This window comes from Hymenobacter fastidiosus (assembly GCF_039539565.1).
Taxonomy (GTDB): Bacteria; Bacteroidota; Bacteroidia; order Cytophagales; family Hymenobacteraceae; genus Hymenobacter; species Hymenobacter fastidiosus.
Window position 1 is genome coordinate 231,760 of sequence record NZ_BAABDJ010000035.1, and the last position, 18,502, is coordinate 250,261.

Sequence of the window (18,502 nt, forward strand, 5' to 3'; positions counted from 1 at the left end):
TAGGGGGAAAAGGGCTTAAAGATAGGCCAAATCTGAAATATTTTCGGAACTTGAGGCATCAATTCCCTATTGCTTCCCTGCATGAAATATTCGGTCCTCGGCATTATCAGCCTGGTCCTCACGTGCCACTTAACGACGTCCGCTCAGGTAGCTAAATCTACCAAGCCCACGTCGCCGAAAGCGGCTACCCATAAAAAAAGCCCGCCCGTTCCGGCCCCTGTTACCACCTCAGCGGCGCCTGCTACTATTATCGTTCCGTCCTGGCTGCCCCCAACCAACCCGGTTCAGCCCACGGCCACCATGGTCACTGAGCTGCTCGATACCAGGCTCGACGTAAAATTCGATTGGTCCCGGCAATGGCTGGTGGGTAATGCGTTGCTGACTTTGCGGCCGCATTTCTATCCGCAAACCCAACTGGTGCTCGATGCCAAAGGCTTCGACCTGAAGAGTGTGCGGGCCGTGATTGGCGGCAAGGAGAAGAATCTGAACTACAACTACGACAAGCGCAAGATTACCATCAATCTCGATCGGTCCTATGCTCGTAATGAGTCGTATCAGATCCGCATCGCCTACGTAGCCAAACCCAATGAGCTGGAAGCCGGCGGCAGTGCGGCCATCACCAACAATAAGGGGCTGTATTTTATCAATCCGCTGGGTACCGATAAGACCAAGCCCAAACAAATCTGGACGCAAGGCGAGACAGAGTCTAATTCCTGCTGGTTTCCGACTATTGATAAGCCCAACCAGCGCATGACCCAGGAAATAGCTATGACCGTTGATGGGCAGTATAAAACCCTGTCTAATGGTCTGCTGATTTCCTCCCGAAAGAACCCGGATGGCACCCGTACCGACATCTGGAAGCAAACCCTGCCCGCCGCGCCCTACCTGACTATGATGGCCGTCGGCGAGTTTGCCGTTATCAACGATACCTGGCGCGGCAAGGCCGTCGACTATTATGTGGAACCCAGGTTTCAGGGTACGGCTAAGACAGTGTTCGGCAACACGCCGGCTATGCTCGATTTCTTCTCCCGCAAGCTCGGAGTAGATTTCCCGTGGGAGAAGTACGCGCAGATAGCTATTCGGGACTTTGTATCAGGGGCCATGGAAAACACCACGGCCACTACCATCCGCCAGGAATGGGTGCAGCTGACCAAGCGGGACTTGATTGACCAGAGCTACGTAGCGGAAGGCACTATTGCCCACGAGCTGTTTCACCAGTGGTTTGGTAACTACGTCACGAGCGAGTCGTGGTCTAACCTGCCGTTAAACGAATCTTTTGCCGATTACTCAGAGCTGTTGTGGGCAGAGCATAAATATGGGGCTGATGCCGCTGCTTTAGTGCAGCAACAGAAGCTGACCCAATACCTGACCGAGGCGGAAAGCAAGCGGGAACCACTGATCCGCTACAACTATGCGGCCCGGGAGGATATGTTTGACCGGCATTCCTATGACAAAGGCGGCCGAGTGCTGCACATGCTGCGCAAATATGTCGGCGACGACGCCTTCTTCGCGTCGCTGAACCGGTACCTGACCCAGAATAAATTCTCGGCTTCCGAAATAGCGAAGCTGCGGTTGGCTTTTGAGGAAACTACCGGAGAGGACCTGATGTGGTTTTTCGACCAATGGTTCCTGCGGCGGGGCCATCCTGAGCTGCATATTTCCCATACCTACGCCAACGGTCAGGTGAATTTGCGCGTGGAGCAGTTGCAGGACTCCACCTTCACGCCGATTTACCGCCTGCCCGTCACCGTTTCCGTGTGGTCAGGTAGCCAAAGCCAGCCTACCGACTACAAAATAGTAGTCACCAAGGCCAACCAAATGTTTACGTTGCCGATTTCGCAACGTCCCAGCCTCGTTAAATTCGATTCAGAAAGCCAGCTGTTGGCTAAGATAGAAGAGGAGCTCACCCAGGACGAGCTGGTGTTCCAATATTATCACGCCCGGAGCTACCTGCAGAAATACGAGGCCATTGATCAGCTTCGCCCCAAACTGGGGGACTTAGCCGTAAGCGGTATGTTGCGTAACGCTATGAACGACAACTTCTGGGCTGTTCGCCTGGCCGCCGTCGAAGGCTTCCGGCGCTACAAAGGAGCGGAGGGCAATGCGGTCCGAAAAGAGCTTAAACGCGTGGCTGCCACCGATAAGAAAAGCCAGGTTCGTGCCATGGCGGTAACTACTCTGGCAAGCTTCCCCAACGAAGATTTTGGGGATATCTATGGCACGGCCCTCAACGACAGCTCATATCTGGTCGTGGGAGCGGCTATTGACGCGCTGACCAAAAACCCTACGGCAAGTACGCGGGAAACGATTAATGCCTTGCAAGAAACGACTAGTCCGGCCTTGTTGCGCTCTTTGGCTAGGTATTACTCGCTCAATGGCACAGCAGACCAGTACCAGTGGTTTTTACGTCGCATGAACGATATAGCAGACGATGAGCTATACGCTTACCTGCAGAACTTTGGGCTGTTGATGCAACGCCTGCCGCCTATTGAGCGGGATAAAGGCATTCAGCGGCTCGAATCATACGCTCGCACCCATCCTAATATATCGGTCCGCTTAGGGGCGTACCGGGGGCTCTATTCTTTGGTGCCCAGCATGCCGGCCATGAAGGCGACTTTGCAGGATATTCGCTACAAAGAGAAGAATGACCAGCTGAAAGCCGCCTACAGCTTGGTGCAATAGAAATTATTTTGCCCAGCGGGCACATTTTGTGTAAAGGTAAAATGAACTCCTTGTTCCTGCAAAATCAGGGGGTTAGCTGCTGGGAAGGCCTGCTTTGGTGAAGGAGTCCGGAAAAATAATCACAACCTTTTTAGCCGCGGGCTTGACTTGCACCGGAAACCCTCTAATTTTGCAACTCCTTTAGCAACCCACCCACTTTGGAAAGGCTAGCGAAAAGGGAAATGTTCTTCGCAAAAGGTGAAGAAAACCAAGCTGGGGGTATCGCATAGTGGCAATTGCGGGTGACTGTAACTCACCTCCTTCGGGTTCATAGGTTCGAGTCCTGTTACCCCCACCAGCTAAGTTTGAGTGTTGAGGTATTGAAAAGGTGTTCTTCAGAAGACTTTTCAATACCTCTTCCTTCGGACTTCTTACGCGGGAGTAGCTCAGTTGGTAGAGCGGCAGCCTTCCAAGCTGCAGGTCGCGGGTTCGAGCCTCGTCTCCCGCTCTTTTCATCAGCTTTTAGTCCTTGACTTCCCGCTGTTAGAATTAACAAGTACCTTTGCAAGCCTTAGTAGCTTTCGGCTGATAAGGGGCGTATTTAAAACCAGCCGTTTTAGCTCAGTGGTAGAGCACTTCCTTGGTAAGGAAGAGGTCATGGGTTCAAATCCCATAAATGGCTCATTAGTACCAGTGCCAGCCGAGCAGCGCGACTGCCTAGTTTGGATCTGTCAGGCAAGCAAAGCGACGTGCAGTTGTTCCCACTAAGCGGCGCTGCGTTTCGCTTTCTTGCGGTATAGATAAGTCGCGTTTTCTCCTTCTTCCTTTAAAATTCCTCTTAATCTCTTTACAATGGCCAAAGAAAATTTTGATCGTTCCAAGCCGCACGTGAACATCGGTACGATCGGGCACGTCGACCACGGCAAAACCACCCTGACCGCTGCTATCACGATGGTACTGGCGAACAAAGGTTTGGCCACCAAGCGTGACTTCTCGTCGATTGACAACGCTCCCGAAGAAAAAGAGCGCGGTATCACCATCAACACGTCGCACGTAGAATACTCGACCGTCCTGCGGCACTATGCTCACGTCGACTGCCCCGGTCACGCTGACTATGTGAAGAACATGGTAACGGGTGCTGCCCAGATGGACGGCGCTATCCTCGTGGTAGCTGCTACCGACGGCCCAATGCCCCAGACGCGTGAGCACATCCTGCTGGCTCGCCAGGTAGGTGTTCCTCAGCTCGTGGTATTCATGAACAAAGTGGACATGGTGGATGACCCCGAGCTGCTTGAGCTCGTGGAAATGGAAATCCGCGAACTGCTCTCGTTCTACGACTTCGACGGCGACAACATTCCGGTTATCCAGGGCTCGGCTCTGGGCGGCCTGAACGGCGATGCCAACTGGGTTCCGAAAATCGAGGAGCTGATGGACGCTGTTGACAGCTTCATTCCAATCCCGGCTCGTCTGACCGACCTGCCCTTCCTGATGCCAGTAGAGGACGTGTTCTCTATCACGGGTCGTGGAACGGTTGCTACCGGCCGTATCGAGCGTGGTATCATCAACTCGGGTGAGCAGGTTGACATCCTGGGCATGGGCGCTGCCCCCGGCCTGAAGTCGACCGTAACTGGTGTTGAGATGTTCCGCAAGATTCTTGACCGTGGCGAAGCCGGCGACAACGTAGGTCTGTTGCTCCGTGGTATTGAAAAAGAAGCCATCCGTCGTGGTATGGTTATTTGTAAGCCCGGCTCGGTAACTCCTCACCAGAAGTTCAAGGCTGAAGTCTACGTTCTCTCGAAAGAAGAAGGTGGCCGTCACACGCCGTTCTTCAACAACTACCGTCCGCAGTTCTACCTGCGTACCACCGACGTTACCGGTATCATCACCCTCCCAGAAGGTGTTGAAATGGTAATGCCAGGCGACAACATCACCATCCAGGTGGAGCTGATCAGCAAGGTAGCCATGGAGAAAGGCCTGCGCTTCGCTATCCGCGAAGGTGGCCGTACGGTAGGTGCCGGTCAGGTGACCGAAATTCTCGACTAGTTTCGCCTAGAAACTGGTAAATCAAGACAATCCGCCTCTGATATTTTCAGGGGCGGATTTGTTTTGTTTAAAGACTTCAGTACATTTGCAGTCCCAATCCGGCTTTGTAGCCGTTTGCAACGCATCCACGGGCGTAGTTCAAGGGTAGAATAGAGGTCTCCAAAACCTTTGATGGGAGTTCGAATCTCTCCGCCCGTGCAGTAATGGCCGTTCCGGCCGCAGTAAGTACAGCCAAACCAGGCGCGAACATGAGCAAGCTGACAAATTATTTCCGCGACACCACCGAGGAGATGCGCTACAAAGTAACGTGGCCTTCTTTCGATGAACTGCAGAAGAGTGCCGGCTTGGTACTGATTGGCTCGCTGATTTTTGCCGTTGTGGTCGGCATTATGGACATCGTGTTCAAAACCGGCCTGGAGGCGTTCTACAATTCATTCCGTTAATCGGCTGATCTAATGGGCGAGTTGAAGTGGTACGTGGTTCGCTCGGTGAGCGGACAGGAAAAGAAAGCCAAGCAGTACTTGGAAACCGAGATTGGCCGGCATGGCCTTTCGGAGTTGGTACCCCAGGTATTGATTCCGGCCGAGAAGGTGTATGAGATGCGGAATGGTAAGAAGCGGGTGCGCGAGCGTAACTTCTTCCCCGGCTACATTCTCATTCACGCCGACCTGTCGCACGGCGAAGTAGACCACATTATTACCAGCACTCCGGGGGTAATTGGTTTCCTGAGCGACAAAGAAGGCAAAACCGCCAACACTAAGCCCGTGCCGCTGCGCATGGCCGAAGTGAATCGCATCCTGGGAATCGTCGATGAGGCCGAGGAAGAAACCGCCAGCCTCGATACGCCCTTCGTAGTGGGTGAACTGGTGAAGGTAGTCGATGGCGCTTTCAGCGGATTCTCCGGCAACGTGTCCGAGATATTCGAAGAGCGGAAGAAACTCAACGTGATTGTGAAGATTTTCGGCCGTAGCACTCCCATGGAGCTTAGCTACACCCAGGTCGAGAAAGAATCTTAATGCATATAGATAGTATCGTCGCTGGCTCGTGTGCTCCGGCCAGCGGTGCTTCCACTTGTAGGAGCAATTAGTAAACTGAGGGTAACAGGTGTTACGACCTGCCTGCCCGAAGCCTTTCAAGCCCAATGGCCAAAGAAATTAGAGGTTATCTGAAGCTTCAGATAAAGGGAGGCGCTGCGAATCCTTCGCCGCCGGTTGGACCTGCACTTGGTAGCAAAGGCCTTAACATCATGGAATTCTGCAAGCAGTTCAACGCTCGCACCCAGGATAAGGCCGGCCAAGTATGTCCCGTACTGATTACCATGTACACCGACAAGTCGTTCGACTTCGTCGTGAAAACCCCTCCGGTGCCGGTTCTTCTCCTGGAAGCAGCCAAAATCCAGAGTGGTTCGAAAGAGCCTAACCGGAACAAGGTTGGCTCGGTGTCGTGGGACCAGGTTCGCACCATTGCCGAAACGAAGATGCCCGACTTGAACTCGTTCAAGATTGAGTCGGCCATGAAACTCGTTGCCGGCACGGCCCGCAGCATGGGTATCACCGTCTCGGGAGCTTCTCCTTTCGCTGCATAATCAAACGGAGAAGAACTCATGACCAAGATTAGCAAAAAACGCAAGGACGCCCTTGCCAAGCACGACCTGACGACGGTTCGCAACTTGGTAGAAGCTGCCAAAGTGGTAAAGGATATCACCTATACCAAATTTGACGCTTCTGTCGACATCGATGTACGTCTGGGCGTTGACCCCCGCAAAGCTGACCAGATGGTACGTGGCGTCGCCACGCTGCCCCACGGCACCGGCAAAACCGTTCGGGTACTGGCTCTCGTGACTCCCGATAAGGAAGCCGAAGCGCTGGCCGCCGGCGCCGATTTCGTTGGTCTGGACGACTACATCGCCAAGATCGAAAAAGGCTGGACCGACATCGACGTGATTATCACGATGCCGTCGGTAATGGCTAAAGTAGGTCGCCTGGGCCGTGTGCTCGGTCCCCGTGGTCTGATGCCTAACCCGAAGTCGGGTACGGTAACGACCGACGTGGCCAAGGCGGTGCAGGAAGTGAAGGCTGGTAAAATCGACTTCAAAGTTGACAAGACCGGTATCATTCACTGCAGCGTAGGCAAAGTGTCTTTTGATGACCAGAAGCTGGCCGAAAACGCCATCGAAGTAATCCAGACGCTGTTGCGTCTGAAGCCTTCGTCCGCCAAGGGTACCTACATCAAGAGCATCACGCTTTCGAGCACGATGAGCCCGGCCGTTCCGGTTGACACCACGGTTACTTCCGCTTAATTCACAATCAACGAGATATGACAAGGGAAGAAAAACAAGTCCTCGTCGACGAGTTGAGCGAAAAGTTTCAATCGCACAACGCGTTCTACATTGCCGATGCTTCGGGAATGTCGGTGGCGAAAATCAACGAATTCCGTCGTCTGTGCTTTACGCGCGGCCTGGAATTTAAAGTCTACAAGAACACGCTGATCCGCAAAGCCCTCGACACCCTGGACGGTGACACGGCCGAGATGGATGCGGCGCTGAAAGGCCAGTCGGGTGTGCTGTTCTCGAAAGAGTCCGGTAATGCCCCCGGCAAGCTGCTGAAGGACTTCTATAAGTCGCAGGCCTACGGCAAAAATGTCGTGCCCAAGCCGGCTTTCAAAGGTGCTTACATCGATGCCGGCATCTATCTGGGTGCTGAGCAGCTGGATATGCTGAGCACGCTGAAAGGCAAAAACGAGCTTATCGGTGAAGTTATCGGTCTGCTCCAGTCGCCTGCCAAGAACGTTATCAGCGCTCTGTCGAGCGGTGGCAACAAGCTGGCCGGGATCCTCAAGACGCTTTCCGAAAGAGAAGAGGTTGCTGCTTAATTGCCGCCCGTCTTTTTCCCCCTCAATTAAATTCAACAACCCCTTTTTTTTTAACAATCTACAGAAATGGCAGATTTGAAAGCATTCGCTGAGCAGCTCGTTAACCTGACGGTTAAAGAAGTAAACGAGTTGGCTACTATCCTGAAGGATGAGTACGGCATCGAGCCAGCTGCTGCTGCTCCAGTAATGATGGCTGGTGGTGGCGCTGCCGCTGCTGAGGCTCCAGAAGAGAAGACGGCATTCGACGTAATCCTGAAGGCTGCCGGTCCTAGCAAGCTGGCCGTAGTTAAGATGGTGAAAGACCTGACCGGTCTGGGCCTGAAAGAAGCTAAAGAGCTGGTAGACGGCGCTCCTAAGCCTTTGAAAGAAGGTGTAACCAAGGACGAAGCCGAAGCTCTGAAGAAGCAACTGGAAGAAGCCGGCGCTGAAGTAGAGGTTAAGTAAGCTGCCCCGCGCTTTTTCTCTTACGAACATGGATAGGCCTGGCAACTAAGCCAGGTCTTTTCCTGTTTGTAGACCACAAACCTTCCTGGATTGCCTTTCCGCGCCGCCTTGCGGCTTTTTGTGCCTACGGGTACGCAGGGTGCCCCAATCAGGTTTATTGATTACAGTACGCTTCAGTGTCCATTTCTTAACACCCAAACGCATTGGCTACACCGAAAGCAAAGGCTTTGATGCAGAAAGCCATCGAGCGAATTAATTTCGCCAAGATTAAGAAAGTTATTGAGTACCCGGATTTTCTGGACGTGCAGCTGCAGTCGTTCCAGGACTTCTTCCAGTTGGAGACGGCCGCCGAAAGCCGCACCGACGAGGGGCTCTTCAAGGTATTCGCCGAGAACTTCCCAATTTCGGACTCACGCGAAAACTTTGTACTGACCTTCCTGGACTACCACGTCGATCCGCCCAAGTACTCGGTCGACGAGTGCATCGACCGCGGCCTGACGTATTCAGTGCCCCTGAAAGCCAAGCTGCGCCTCGTCTGCAACGACAAGGACAACGAGGACTTCGAGACGATTGAGCAGGAAGTGTTCCTGGGTAACATCCCCTACATGACCGAAAAAGGCTCGTTCGTTATCAACGGCGCCGAGCGGGTTATTGTATCGCAGCTGCACCGCTCGCCGGGCGTGTTCTTTGCCCAGAGCAAGCATACCAACGGCACTAAGCTATATTCGGCCCGGATCATTCCGTTCAAAGGCTCGTGGATTGAATTTGCCACGGACGTGAACAACGTGATGTACGCCTACATCGACCGGAAGAAGAAATTCCCGGTTACCACCCTGCTGCGCGCCATCGGCTACGGCACCGACAAAGACATTCTCGACCTGTTCGGTTTGTCGGAGGAAGTGAAGGCCGATAAGAAGGCCTTGAAAAAAGCTGTCGGCCGCAAGCTGGCTGCCCGGGTGCTGCGCACCTGGACGGAGGACTTCGTGGACGAGGACACCGGGGAGGTAGTTTCCATCGACCGCAACGAAGTGCTGCTGGAGCGGGACTCGACCATTCAGGAAGAGGACATCGACACCATCCTCGAAGCTGCGCCCAAGTCCATTATCCTGCACAAGGAGAATGTGAACATCGCGGACTTCGCTATCATCTATAATACGCTGCAGAAGGACAACTCCAACTCGGAGAAGGAAGCTGTCGAGCAAATCTACCGTCAGCTCCGGAATACGGAAGCTCCCGACGAAGAAACCGCTCGTGACATCATCCAGAAGCTGTTCTTCTCAGACAAGCGTTACGACCTCGGCGACGTAGGCCGCTACCGGATCAACAAGAAACTCGGCCTCGATAAGAACTGGGAAGCCCGCGTACTGACCAATGAGGACATCGTGCTCATCGTGAAGTACCTGATCGGCCTGATCAACTCGAAAGCCGTAGTCGATGATATTGACCACTTGAGCAACCGGCGGGTGCGCACCGTGGGCGAGCAGCTCTACGCCCAGTTTGGCGTGGGCCTGGCCCGCATGGCGCGGACCATCAAGGAGCGCATGAACGTGCGCGACAACGAGGACTTCAAGCCTGTTGATCTGATCAACGCCCGGACGCTGTCGTCGGTAATCAACTCCTTCTTCGGCACCAACCAGCTGTCGCAGTTCATGGACCAGACCAACCCGCTGGCCGAGGTGACGCACAAGCGTCGCGTGTCGGCCCTGGGGCCGGGAGGTTTGAGCCGCGAGCGGGCTGGCTTCGAAGTACGGGACGTTCACTACACCCACTACGGCCGCCTGTGCACCATCGAAACGCCGGAAGGACCCAACATTGGTCTGATTTCGTCGCTGTGCGTACATGCCCGGGTCAACGGCATGGGCTTCATCGAAACGCCTTACCGCGCTGTAAAAGAAGGTAAGGTCGACGTGAGCCACACCGTGAAATACCTGACGGCCGAGGAAGAAGATACCCACCACATTGCCCAGGCCAACGCCCGGATCGATGATAAAGGTAACTTCATCAACGACCTCGTAAAAGGCCGTTTCGAAGGTGACTTCCCCGTAGTGGCTCCCCAGGAGTACACCTACATGGACGTGGCCCCGAACCAGATTGTATCGGTAGCAGCTTCGCTGATTCCGTTCCTGGAGCACGATGATGCTAACCGGGCCCTGATGGGTTCGAACATGCAGCGTCAGGCAGTACCGCTGCTCCGTCCGGAAGCTCCTATCGTGGGCACGGGTCTGGAGCGCCGCACGGCTATCGACTCCCGCTCACTGGTGGTAGCCGAAGGCAACGGGGTAATCGATTACGTGGACGCCAACCGCATCGTCGTGAAATACGACCTGACGGCCGACGATATCATGATCAGCTTCGATGCCGAGAAGATTTCGTACGACCTGATCAAGTTCCGCCGGACCAACCAGGATACCTGCATCAACCTGACGCCGCTGGTGAAGAAAGGCCAGCGCGTGACGAAGGGCGAGCCGCTTTGCGAAGGCTACGGCACCAACAAAGGTGAGCTGGCCCTGGGCCGCAACATGCAGGTGGCCTTTATGCCATGGCAGGGCTACAACTTCGAGGATGCCATCGTCATCTCGGAGCGCGTAGTCCGTGACGACATCTTTACCTCAATTCACATTGAGGAGTTTGAGCTCGAAGTGCGGGAAACCAAGCGCGGCGAGGAAGAGCTGACGTCGGAAATCCCGAACGTGAGCGAGGAAGCCGTCCGCAACCTCGACGACAACGGTATCATCCGTCTGGGCGCGGAGGTTAAGGAAGGCGACATTCTGATCGGTAAGATTACGCCGAAGGGCGAAACCGACCCGACTCCGGAAGAGAAGCTGCTCCGCGCCATCTTCGGCGATAAGGCCGGCGATGTGAAAGATGCTTCCCTTAAGGCGCCACCGTCCCTGCAAGGGGTGGTTATCGGTACCAAGCTGTTCTCGCGTCCGAAGAAAGACAAAAACCTGCGGGCCAAGTCGAAGAAGGAAGTGGAAGAGCTCAAGGAAGCCTATTCCAAGGATCTGCGCGCCGTGCGGGTGATTATGGTCGAGAAACTGGTGCAGTTGCTGGAAGGCAAAACGTCGCAGGGCGTGAAGCACAAGTTTGGCGACGAGGTCATCAGCAAGGGCGTGAAATTCGGTAAGAAGAACGTCTCCGAAGGCCTCTTCCCCGAGAAGAACCTCTACAAGGACGAGAGCAACTACGCCGTACCGGAAGAAGTCAACATCTTCAAGGATCTGATCCTGGACAACTGGACGGCCGACGAGCGGATCAACGGGATGGTGCTGCAATTGGTGAAAAACTACGCCAAGCGCCGCAACACCATTACCGCCCGCTTCAAGCGCGAACGGTTCACCCTGGAAGTAGGGGATGAGTTGCCAGCCGGCATCGTGCAGCTGGCCAAAGTGTACATCGCCAAGAAGCGTAAGCTGAAGGTGGGAGACAAGATGGCTGGTCGTCACGGTAACAAAGGGGTGGTAGCCCGCATCGTGCGCGATGAGGATATGCCGTTCCTGGCCGATGGCACGCCAATGGACATCGTGCTGAACCCGCTGGGGGTACCAAGCCGGATGAACATCGGGCAGATCTACGAAACCGTACTGGGCTGGGCCGGCCTCAAGCTGGGCCGCACCTACGCTACGCCAATTTTTGATGGGGCTACCGAAGAGGAAGTATCCAAAGAGCTGGCGGAAGCCGGGCTGCCCGTGTTCGGTCGTTCGTACCTGCATGATGGCCTGACGGGTCAGCAGTTTGACCAGCCGATTACGGTCGGGGTTATCTACATGCTGAAGCTGGGTCACCTTGTCGACGACAAGATGCACGCTCGTTCGATCGGGCCGTACTCGCTCATCACGCAGCAGCCGCTGGGTGGTAAGGCGCAGTTCGGTGGTCAGCGCTTCGGGGAAATGGAAGTGTGGGCTCTGGAAGCCTTCGGTGCGTCGAACGTGCTGCAGGAAATCCTGACGGTGAAGTCGGATGACGTGGTAGGTCGTGCCAAAGCGTACGAAGCCATTGTCAAAGGCGACGTGCTGCCCAAGCCGAATATCCCCGAGTCATTCAACGTACTCATTCATGAGCTGCGCGGTCTGGCCCTGGAAATCACGCTTGACTAAGGTCTGAAAAAGGAGTTGCCGGTGCCGATGCATCGGCAGCTCCCGTTTCAGTGCCTTTTGATAATACGCGGATCGGGCAACCGATACTTACTGCCGCCGGCGTCGCTCCGAGATGAGGTCAGAACGACAATTCTTTACCGGCTTAAGTTGACCGCACCCGCCCGGACTTGCCCAAGCTCGAGCACTATTCATCCAGACTTGGCCGAATCTACTGCCTGACGTACCTATCCGATCGGCAGAGCACTTTTGTCAGAGTCGAACTGTTGTAGCCTTTCGGGATCTTCTTAAGAAGGACCGATCATCTGCCACAGCCCACAAAGCCAATAGCTAACTAGCTCCCCCACATGGCGTTTGCAAAAAACAAAAAACTGGTGCAGGACTTCTCGAAAGTCACTATCTCACTGGCCTCGCCCGAATCCATTCTGGAGCGGTCGAACGGCGAAGTAGTGAAGCCCGAGACGATCAACTACCGGACGTACAAGCCCGAAATGGGCGGCTTGTTCTGCGAGCGGATTTTCGGTCCCGTGAAGGACTGGGAATGCCACTGCGGCAAATACAAGCGGATTCGCTACAAAGGCATCATCTGCGACCGTTGCGGCGTGGAGGTGACCGAGAAGAAAGTACGCCGCGAGCGGATGGGCCACATCGAGCTGGTGGTGCCCGTTGCCCACATCTGGTACTTCAAGTCGCTGCCCAATAAAATCGGCTACCTGCTGGGCCTGCCCACCAAGAAGCTTGATCAGATTATTTACTACGAGCGGTACGTAGTCGTGCAGCCCGGCACTTTGGCCGAAGAAGGCGTGCAGCAGCTCGACTTCCTCACCGAAGACGAATACCTCGACATCATCGACAAGCTCCCGCGGGAGAACCAGATGCTGCCGAACGAGGACCCCAACAAGTTCATCGCCCGTATGGGTGCCGATGCCTTGTACATGCTGCTGGAGCGCATCAACCTCGATGAGCTTTCCTACAGCCTGCGCGACTCGGCCGCCCACGAAACTTCGCAGCAGCGTAAGGCTGAGGCGTTGAAGCGTCTGCGCGTAGTAGAAGCTTTCCGTGACGCCGCGACCCGCGTGGAAAACAAGCCCGAGTGGATGGTTATCCGCATGGTGCCCGTTATTCCACCGGAGCTGCGCCCGCTCGTTCCATTGGATGGTGGCCGTTTCGCTACTTCCGACCTGAACGACCTGTATCGTCGCGTTATCATCCGCAACAATCGCCTCAAGCGCCTGATCGAAATCAAGGCACCCGAGGTGATTCTGCGCAACGAGAAGCGCATGCTGCAGGAAGCCGTGGATTCGCTCTTCGACAACTCGCGTAAGGTGAATGCCGTGCGGGCCGAAGGCAACCGGGCCCTGAAGTCGCTGTCCGATATGCTGAAAGGCAAGCAGGGCCGCTTCCGTCAGAACCTGCTCGGTAAGCGGGTCGACTATTCCGGTCGTTCGGTTATCGTCGTTGGTCCGGAGCTGAAGCTGCACGAGTGCGGTCTGCCGAAGAACATGGCGGCCGAGCTGTTCAAGCCGTTCATCATCCGCAAGCTCATCGAGCGCGGTATCGTGAAGACGGTGAAATCGGCCAAGAAAATCGTGGACCGCAAGGATGCCGTCGTTTGGGATATTCTGGAAAATGTGCTGAAAGGCCACCCCGTACTCCTGAACCGGGCTCCAACCCTTCACCGCCTGGGTATCCAGGCGTTCCAGCCCCGTCTGATCGAGGGTAAGGCTATCCAGCTCCACCCACTCGTTTGTACGGCCTTCAACGCTGACTTTGACGGTGACCAGATGGCCGTGCACGTTCCTCTGGGGCCGGCCGCTATCCTGGAAGCCTCCATGCTGATGCTGGCTTCGCACAACATCCTGAACCCGGCCAACGGCGCGCCCATCGCGGTACCGTCGCAGGACATGGTTCTGGGCTTGTACTACGTCACCAAAGGTAAGCGCAGCACGCCCGAAGAGAAAATCGACGGCGAGGATATGATGTTCTACTCCGATGAGGAAGTAGTTATTGCCCTCAACGAAGGAGTTCTGTCGAAGCACGCCTACATCAAGGTCCGCACGCAAATCCGCGACGAGAACGACGACTTGGTTACCAAGATCGTGGAGACCGTAGCCGGCCGCGTGCTGTTCAACCAGATGGTGCCGGCGGAAGTTGGCTTCGTGGATGAGCTGCTGACCAAGAAAAAGCTCCAGCAGATCATTTCGATGGTGTTCAAGCGGACGGGCATGGCCCGCACCGCACAGTTCCTCGACGACATCAAGACGCTGGGCTTCCAGTCGGCTTACAAAGGTGGTCTGTCGATGGGTCTGGGCGACATCCAGATTCCGAAGGAGAAAGATGCGCTGATTCTGCAGGCGCAGAACGACGTGAAGGCCGTGACTCAGAACTACCAGATGGGTCTGATTACCGACAACGAGCGTTACAACCAGGTTATCGATATCTGGACACGTATCAACAACCAAATCACTGAAACCCTCATGGGTCGCCTCGAAAAGGAGAACCAGGGCTTCAACTCGATTTACATGATGATGCACTCCGGTGCCCGGGGCTCGCGGGAGCAGATTCGTCAGCTCGGCGGTATGCGGGGGCTGATGGCCAAGCCGCAGAAGTCGCTTCAGGGCTCGGTCGGTGAGATTATCGAAAACCCGATTCTGTCTAACTTCAAAGAAGGCCTGGACGTAATCGAGTACTTCATCTCGACCCATGGTGCCCGGAAAGGTCTGGCTGACACCGCGCTGAAAACGGCTGATGCCGGCTACCTGACCCGTCGTCTGGTAGACGTATCGCAGGACGTAATCGTGAATGAGCAGGACTGCGGTACCCTCCGCGGTATCGAAACCTTCGCTCTGAAGGACAATGAGGACGTGGTAGAGCCGCTGTCCGAGCGTATCCTGGGCCGCGTCACGGTACACGATATCATCGACCCGCTGACCGACGAGGTTATCCTGGCTTCGGGCGAGGAAATCAAGGAGGACACCACCCGCCGTATTGATGCCACCAGCATTGAGTCGGTGGAAATCCGCTCGGTACTGACCTGCGAAAGCAAGCGTGGTATCTGTGCCAAGTGCTACGGCCGTAACCTGGCTTCGGGCCGCATGGTCCAGAAAGGTGAAGCTGTGGGGGTTATTGCTGCCCAGTCCATTGGGGAGCCCGGTACCCAGCTTACGCTGCGTACCTTCCACGTAGGTGGTACGGCCTCCAACATTGCGGTAGAAGCCAACATCAAAGCCAAGTTTGCTGGTATCGTGGAGTTCGAAGACATCCGGACTGTCGATTCGACCAACGCCGAGGGCGATAAGTCGAGCGTGGTCATGGGGCGTTCGGGCGAAATCCGGATTATCGACAAAGCCACGGGTAAGGTGTTCATCTCGAACCACGTGCCGTACGGCTCTTTCCTGCTGGTTAAGGAAGGTCAGGAAGTGGAGAAGGGCCAGGAACTCAACAACTGGGACCCGTACAACGCCGTTATTCTGGCCGAGTTCGACGGTACCGTTGTCTACGATGCCATCACGGAAGGTGTAACCTACCGGGAAGAATCGGATGAGCAGACGGGTCACCGCGAGAAGGTAATTATGGAAAGCCGCGACAAGGCTCAGAACCCGTCTATCATCATTAAGGCGGGCAAGAAAGATGTCGAGGAAGGCCAGCGGGCCTATAGCATCCCGGTAGGGTCGCACTTGAATGTCGACAACAACGAGAAAATTAAGGCGGGTCACATCCTGGCCAAGATTCCCCGGGCTGTTGGCAAGACACGCGACATTACGGGTGGTCTGCCCCGCGTTACCGAGCTGTTTGAGGCTCGTAACCCATCGAACCCGGCCGTTGTGTCGGAAATCGATGGTGTGGTAACGTACGGTACCGTGAAGCGTGGTAACCGGGAAATCTTCGTCGAGTCAAAAGACGGCGTCAAGAAGAAGTACATGGTGCCGCTGTCGAAGCACATTCTGGTGCAGGACAATGACTTCATCCGGGCCGGTATGCCGCTTTCCGATGGTGCCATCACGCCATCCGACATCCTGAGCATTCAGGGTCCGGGTGCCGTGCAGGAATACCTCGTGAACGAGATTCAGGAAGTGTACCGCTTGCAGGGGGTGAAAATCAACGATAAGCACATCGAGGTGGTAGTTCGCCAGATGATGCAGAAAGTGGTTATCCTCGACGCCGGCGACACGACTTTCCTGGAGCACCAGGTAATCGACAAGATTATCTTCATGGAGGAAAACGATACCATCATCGACATGAAGGTGGTAACGGAAGCCGGTGATTCCAGCATCCTGAAGCCGGGTCAGATCCTGAGTGCCCGCAAGCTGCGGGACGAGAACAGCAGCCTGAAACGTCGTGACCTCCGCCTGGTGGAAGTGCGCGATGCTCAGCCTTCGGTTTCCCGCCCTACGCTGCAAGGCATCACCCAGGCCTCGCTCGGTACGCAGTCGTTTATCTCGGCTGCTTCGTTCCAGGAGACCACCAAGGTTCTGTCGGAAGCTGCCATCCGTGGTAAGGCCGATGAGCTGTTGGGTCTGAAAGAGAACGTAATTGTCGGGCACCTCATTCCGGCCGGTACCGGTCTGCGCGAATACACGCGGCAGATTGTCGGCTCGAAGGATGAGCTCGAAGCTCAGCAAGCGGCTAAAGCGGAGGTTCCGGAAGTGAGCACAAAGCGCGCGTCGCGGGTCGGCAAGCGTGAAGTGGCCGCTGAATAACCGGCGGTAAGCCTGTAATGGAAAAGCCGACCGGAGCCATCCGGTCGGCTTTTCTCTTTTTAGTAGCTTTGATACTTCTCTGAGTTCTCCTTTCTAAAATACGCTCTTCCGATATGAACCAGCCCCAAGACCCCAACGCTCCGCAACCGCAGGACCCGAACGCCATCAACATTGAGCTATCGGAGGAAATTGCCGAAGGCGAATACGCCAACCTGGCCATGATTGCGCACAGCAGCAGCGAGTTCGTCATCGACTTCATTCGCCTGATGCCGGGCCTGCCGAAAGCCAAGGTAAAGGCCCGTATCGTGGTAACGCCCGAGCACGCCAAGCGCCTGCTGTCGGCCCTGGCCGATAACATTGAGCGGTTCGAGCAGACCTTTGGTCCCATCAAGCAGCAGCCCGACTCGCCCAGCTTCCCGATGAACTTCGGCGGCACAATGGGGGAGGCGTAAGCCAAGCTTCTTACAGACCTTACAGAAGGGCCTTGGACGAGACGTCGAAGGCCTTTTTGTGTGCCCTGATTGAAGCTAAGGCCCTAACCGAACGAGTCACCGATAAGAGGTGCCAAGCCCCGGAATCATTCTCTAAAACAAACTATTTCAACTCGTTTGCTATTCTACCCTGACTTTGATACCTTTGCAAGCCTAATTTTTTGGGAGAGAACCCTCCTTGACAAACCATTCCGTAAATGCCTACTATTAACCAATTAGTACGAAAAGGCCGCGAGAAGCTGACGACGAAGTCGAAGTCGCCCGCCCTTGACTCGTGCCCGCAGCGCCGTGGCGTATGCACCCGTGTGTACACCACCACGCCCAAAAAGCCGAACTCGGCTATGCGTAAAGTGGCCCGTGTGCGCCTCACCAACGGCAAAGAGGTTAACGCCTACATCCCGGGTGAAGGTCACAACCTGCAGGAGCACAGCATCGTGCTGATCCGCGGTGGTCGTGTTAAAGACCTTCCCGGCGTACGTTACCACATCATCCGTGGTGCCCTTGACACCGCTGGTGTTGGTGGCCGTACGCAGCGTCGTTCGAAGTATGGTGCCAAGCGTCCGAAGCCCGGCCAGCCAGTGGCAACCGGCAAAGGCGGTAAGCCAGCCCCCGGCAAGAAAAAGTAATTGATACGAGTGGAGTCAGGCCCCGCGTTGGATAGAAAATGGTTCTTATCCCGTAGCTCCTGGTTACCAGCTCACATCTAACCTCATGAGAAAGTCAAAACCAAAGAAGCGCATCCTCCTGCCCGATCCCAAGTTCAAGGAGACGCTGGTAACCCGTTTCGTCAATTACATGATGTATGACGGAAAGAAAAACCTTGCCTACGGCATTTTCTACGACGCCTGCGAAATCGTAGAGCAGCGCACGAAGGAAAACGGCCTGGAAATGTGGCGCAAGGCGCTGAACAACGTGATGCCAACTGTAGAAGTGAAGAGCCGCCGCGTAGGTGGTGCTACCTTCCAGGTGCCGATCGAAGTTCGCCCCGACCGTCGTATTTCGGTGGGTGCTAAGTGGATGATTCAGTACGCCCGTCGTCGTGGGGAGAAAACCATGAAGGACAAGCTGGCTGGCGAAATCATTGCCGCGGCTAAAGGTGAAGGGGCTTCCGTGAAAAAGAAGGACGACACCCACCGCATGGCGGAGGCCAACAAAGCCTTCTCGCACTTCCGTTTCTAACTAGTTGTTGGAGCCTTGG

Annotated in this window: 13 protein-coding genes and 4 tRNA genes; all 17 read left to right on the top strand. The window is 55.3% G+C overall.

What is annotated here, in order from left to right; genetic code table 11:
• Positions 1-81 precede the first annotated feature (81 nt).
• The 17 genes from ABD833_RS15210 (at position 82) to rpsG (ending at position 18,483) form a co-directional block, all read left to right on the top strand.
• A complete protein-coding gene (locus ABD833_RS15210) occupies positions 82-2,682 on the top strand; it encodes a M1 family aminopeptidase (protein WP_345074125.1) in 2,601 nt (866 codons plus the stop codon).
• 254 nt (positions 2,683-2,936) lie between these two features.
• A tRNA-Tyr gene (locus ABD833_RS15215) sits at positions 2,937-3,019 on the top strand.
• A gap of 77 nt (positions 3,020-3,096) precedes the next feature.
• Positions 3,097-3,169 (top strand) — tRNA-Gly (locus ABD833_RS15220).
• Between the two features lie 102 nt (positions 3,170-3,271).
• Positions 3,272-3,343: transfer RNA gene (locus ABD833_RS15225), tRNA-Thr, on the top strand.
• A 170-nt stretch (positions 3,344-3,513) separates the two neighbouring features.
• On the top strand, positions 3,514-4,704 hold the full coding sequence (gene tuf / locus ABD833_RS15230) for an elongation factor Tu (protein WP_345074126.1): 1,191 nt from the start codon (positions 3,514-3,516) through the stop codon (positions 4,702-4,704).
• A 127-nt stretch (positions 4,705-4,831) separates the two neighbouring features.
• A tRNA-Trp gene (locus ABD833_RS15235) sits at positions 4,832-4,902 on the top strand.
• A 50-nt stretch (positions 4,903-4,952) separates the two neighbouring features.
• Positions 4,953-5,147: a preprotein translocase subunit SecE gene (gene secE, locus ABD833_RS15240; protein ID WP_345074127.1), complete on the top strand. Its 195-nt coding sequence runs from the start codon at positions 4,953-4,955 to the stop codon at positions 5,145-5,147.
• A 12-nt stretch (positions 5,148-5,159) separates the two neighbouring features.
• Positions 5,160-5,720 carry a transcription termination/antitermination protein NusG gene (nusG, locus tag ABD833_RS15245; protein WP_345074129.1) on the top strand — a complete coding sequence of 187 codons (561 nt, stop codon included), beginning with the start codon at positions 5,160-5,162 and terminating at the stop codon, positions 5,718-5,720.
• A gap of 125 nt (positions 5,721-5,845) precedes the next feature.
• The gene (rplK, locus tag ABD833_RS15250; RefSeq protein WP_345074131.1) at positions 5,846-6,289 is read left to right on the top strand and encodes a 50S ribosomal protein L11; all 444 of its coding nucleotides are present in this window, start codon (positions 5,846-5,848) and stop codon (positions 6,287-6,289) included.
• Between the two features lie 18 nt (positions 6,290-6,307).
• On the top strand, positions 6,308-7,003 hold the full coding sequence (gene rplA, locus ABD833_RS15255) for a 50S ribosomal protein L1 (RefSeq protein ID WP_345074133.1): 696 nt from the start codon (positions 6,308-6,310) through the stop codon (positions 7,001-7,003).
• Positions 7,004-7,020: 17 nt separating this feature from the next.
• Positions 7,021-7,575 (top strand): 50S ribosomal protein L10, encoded by a 555-nt coding sequence (gene rplJ, locus ABD833_RS15260; protein ID WP_345074134.1) that lies wholly within the window; start codon positions 7,021-7,023, stop codon positions 7,573-7,575.
• Positions 7,576-7,641: 66 nt separating this feature from the next.
• Entirely contained in the window at positions 7,642-8,019 is a 378-nt protein-coding gene (gene rplL, locus ABD833_RS15265) for a 50S ribosomal protein L7/L12 (RefSeq protein WP_345074136.1), read from the top strand.
• A gap of 230 nt (positions 8,020-8,249) precedes the next feature.
• Positions 8,250-12,116 carry a DNA-directed RNA polymerase subunit beta gene (gene rpoB, locus ABD833_RS15270; RefSeq protein WP_345074137.1) on the top strand — a complete coding sequence of 1,289 codons (3,867 nt, stop codon included), beginning with the start codon at positions 8,250-8,252 and terminating at the stop codon, positions 12,114-12,116.
• A gap of 344 nt (positions 12,117-12,460) precedes the next feature.
• Positions 12,461-16,813 (top strand): DNA-directed RNA polymerase subunit beta', encoded by a 4,353-nt coding sequence (rpoC, locus tag ABD833_RS15275; protein ID WP_345074139.1) that lies wholly within the window; start codon positions 12,461-12,463, stop codon positions 16,811-16,813.
• Positions 16,814-16,926: 113 nt separating this feature from the next.
• The gene (locus ABD833_RS15280; RefSeq protein WP_345074140.1) at positions 16,927-17,265 is read left to right on the top strand and encodes a DUF3467 domain-containing protein; all 339 of its coding nucleotides are present in this window, start codon (positions 16,927-16,929) and stop codon (positions 17,263-17,265) included.
• 236 nt (positions 17,266-17,501) lie between these two features.
• Complete coding sequence (gene rpsL / locus ABD833_RS15285; protein WP_135496054.1) at positions 17,502-17,930, top strand: 30S ribosomal protein S12; 429 nt, start codon at positions 17,502-17,504, stop codon at positions 17,928-17,930.
• 85 nt (positions 17,931-18,015) lie between these two features.
• Positions 18,016-18,483, top strand: coding sequence for a 30S ribosomal protein S7 (gene rpsG / locus ABD833_RS15290; RefSeq protein ID WP_073107096.1), 468 nt, complete (start codon positions 18,016-18,018; stop codon positions 18,481-18,483).
• Positions 18,484-18,502: the final 19 nt, after the last annotated feature.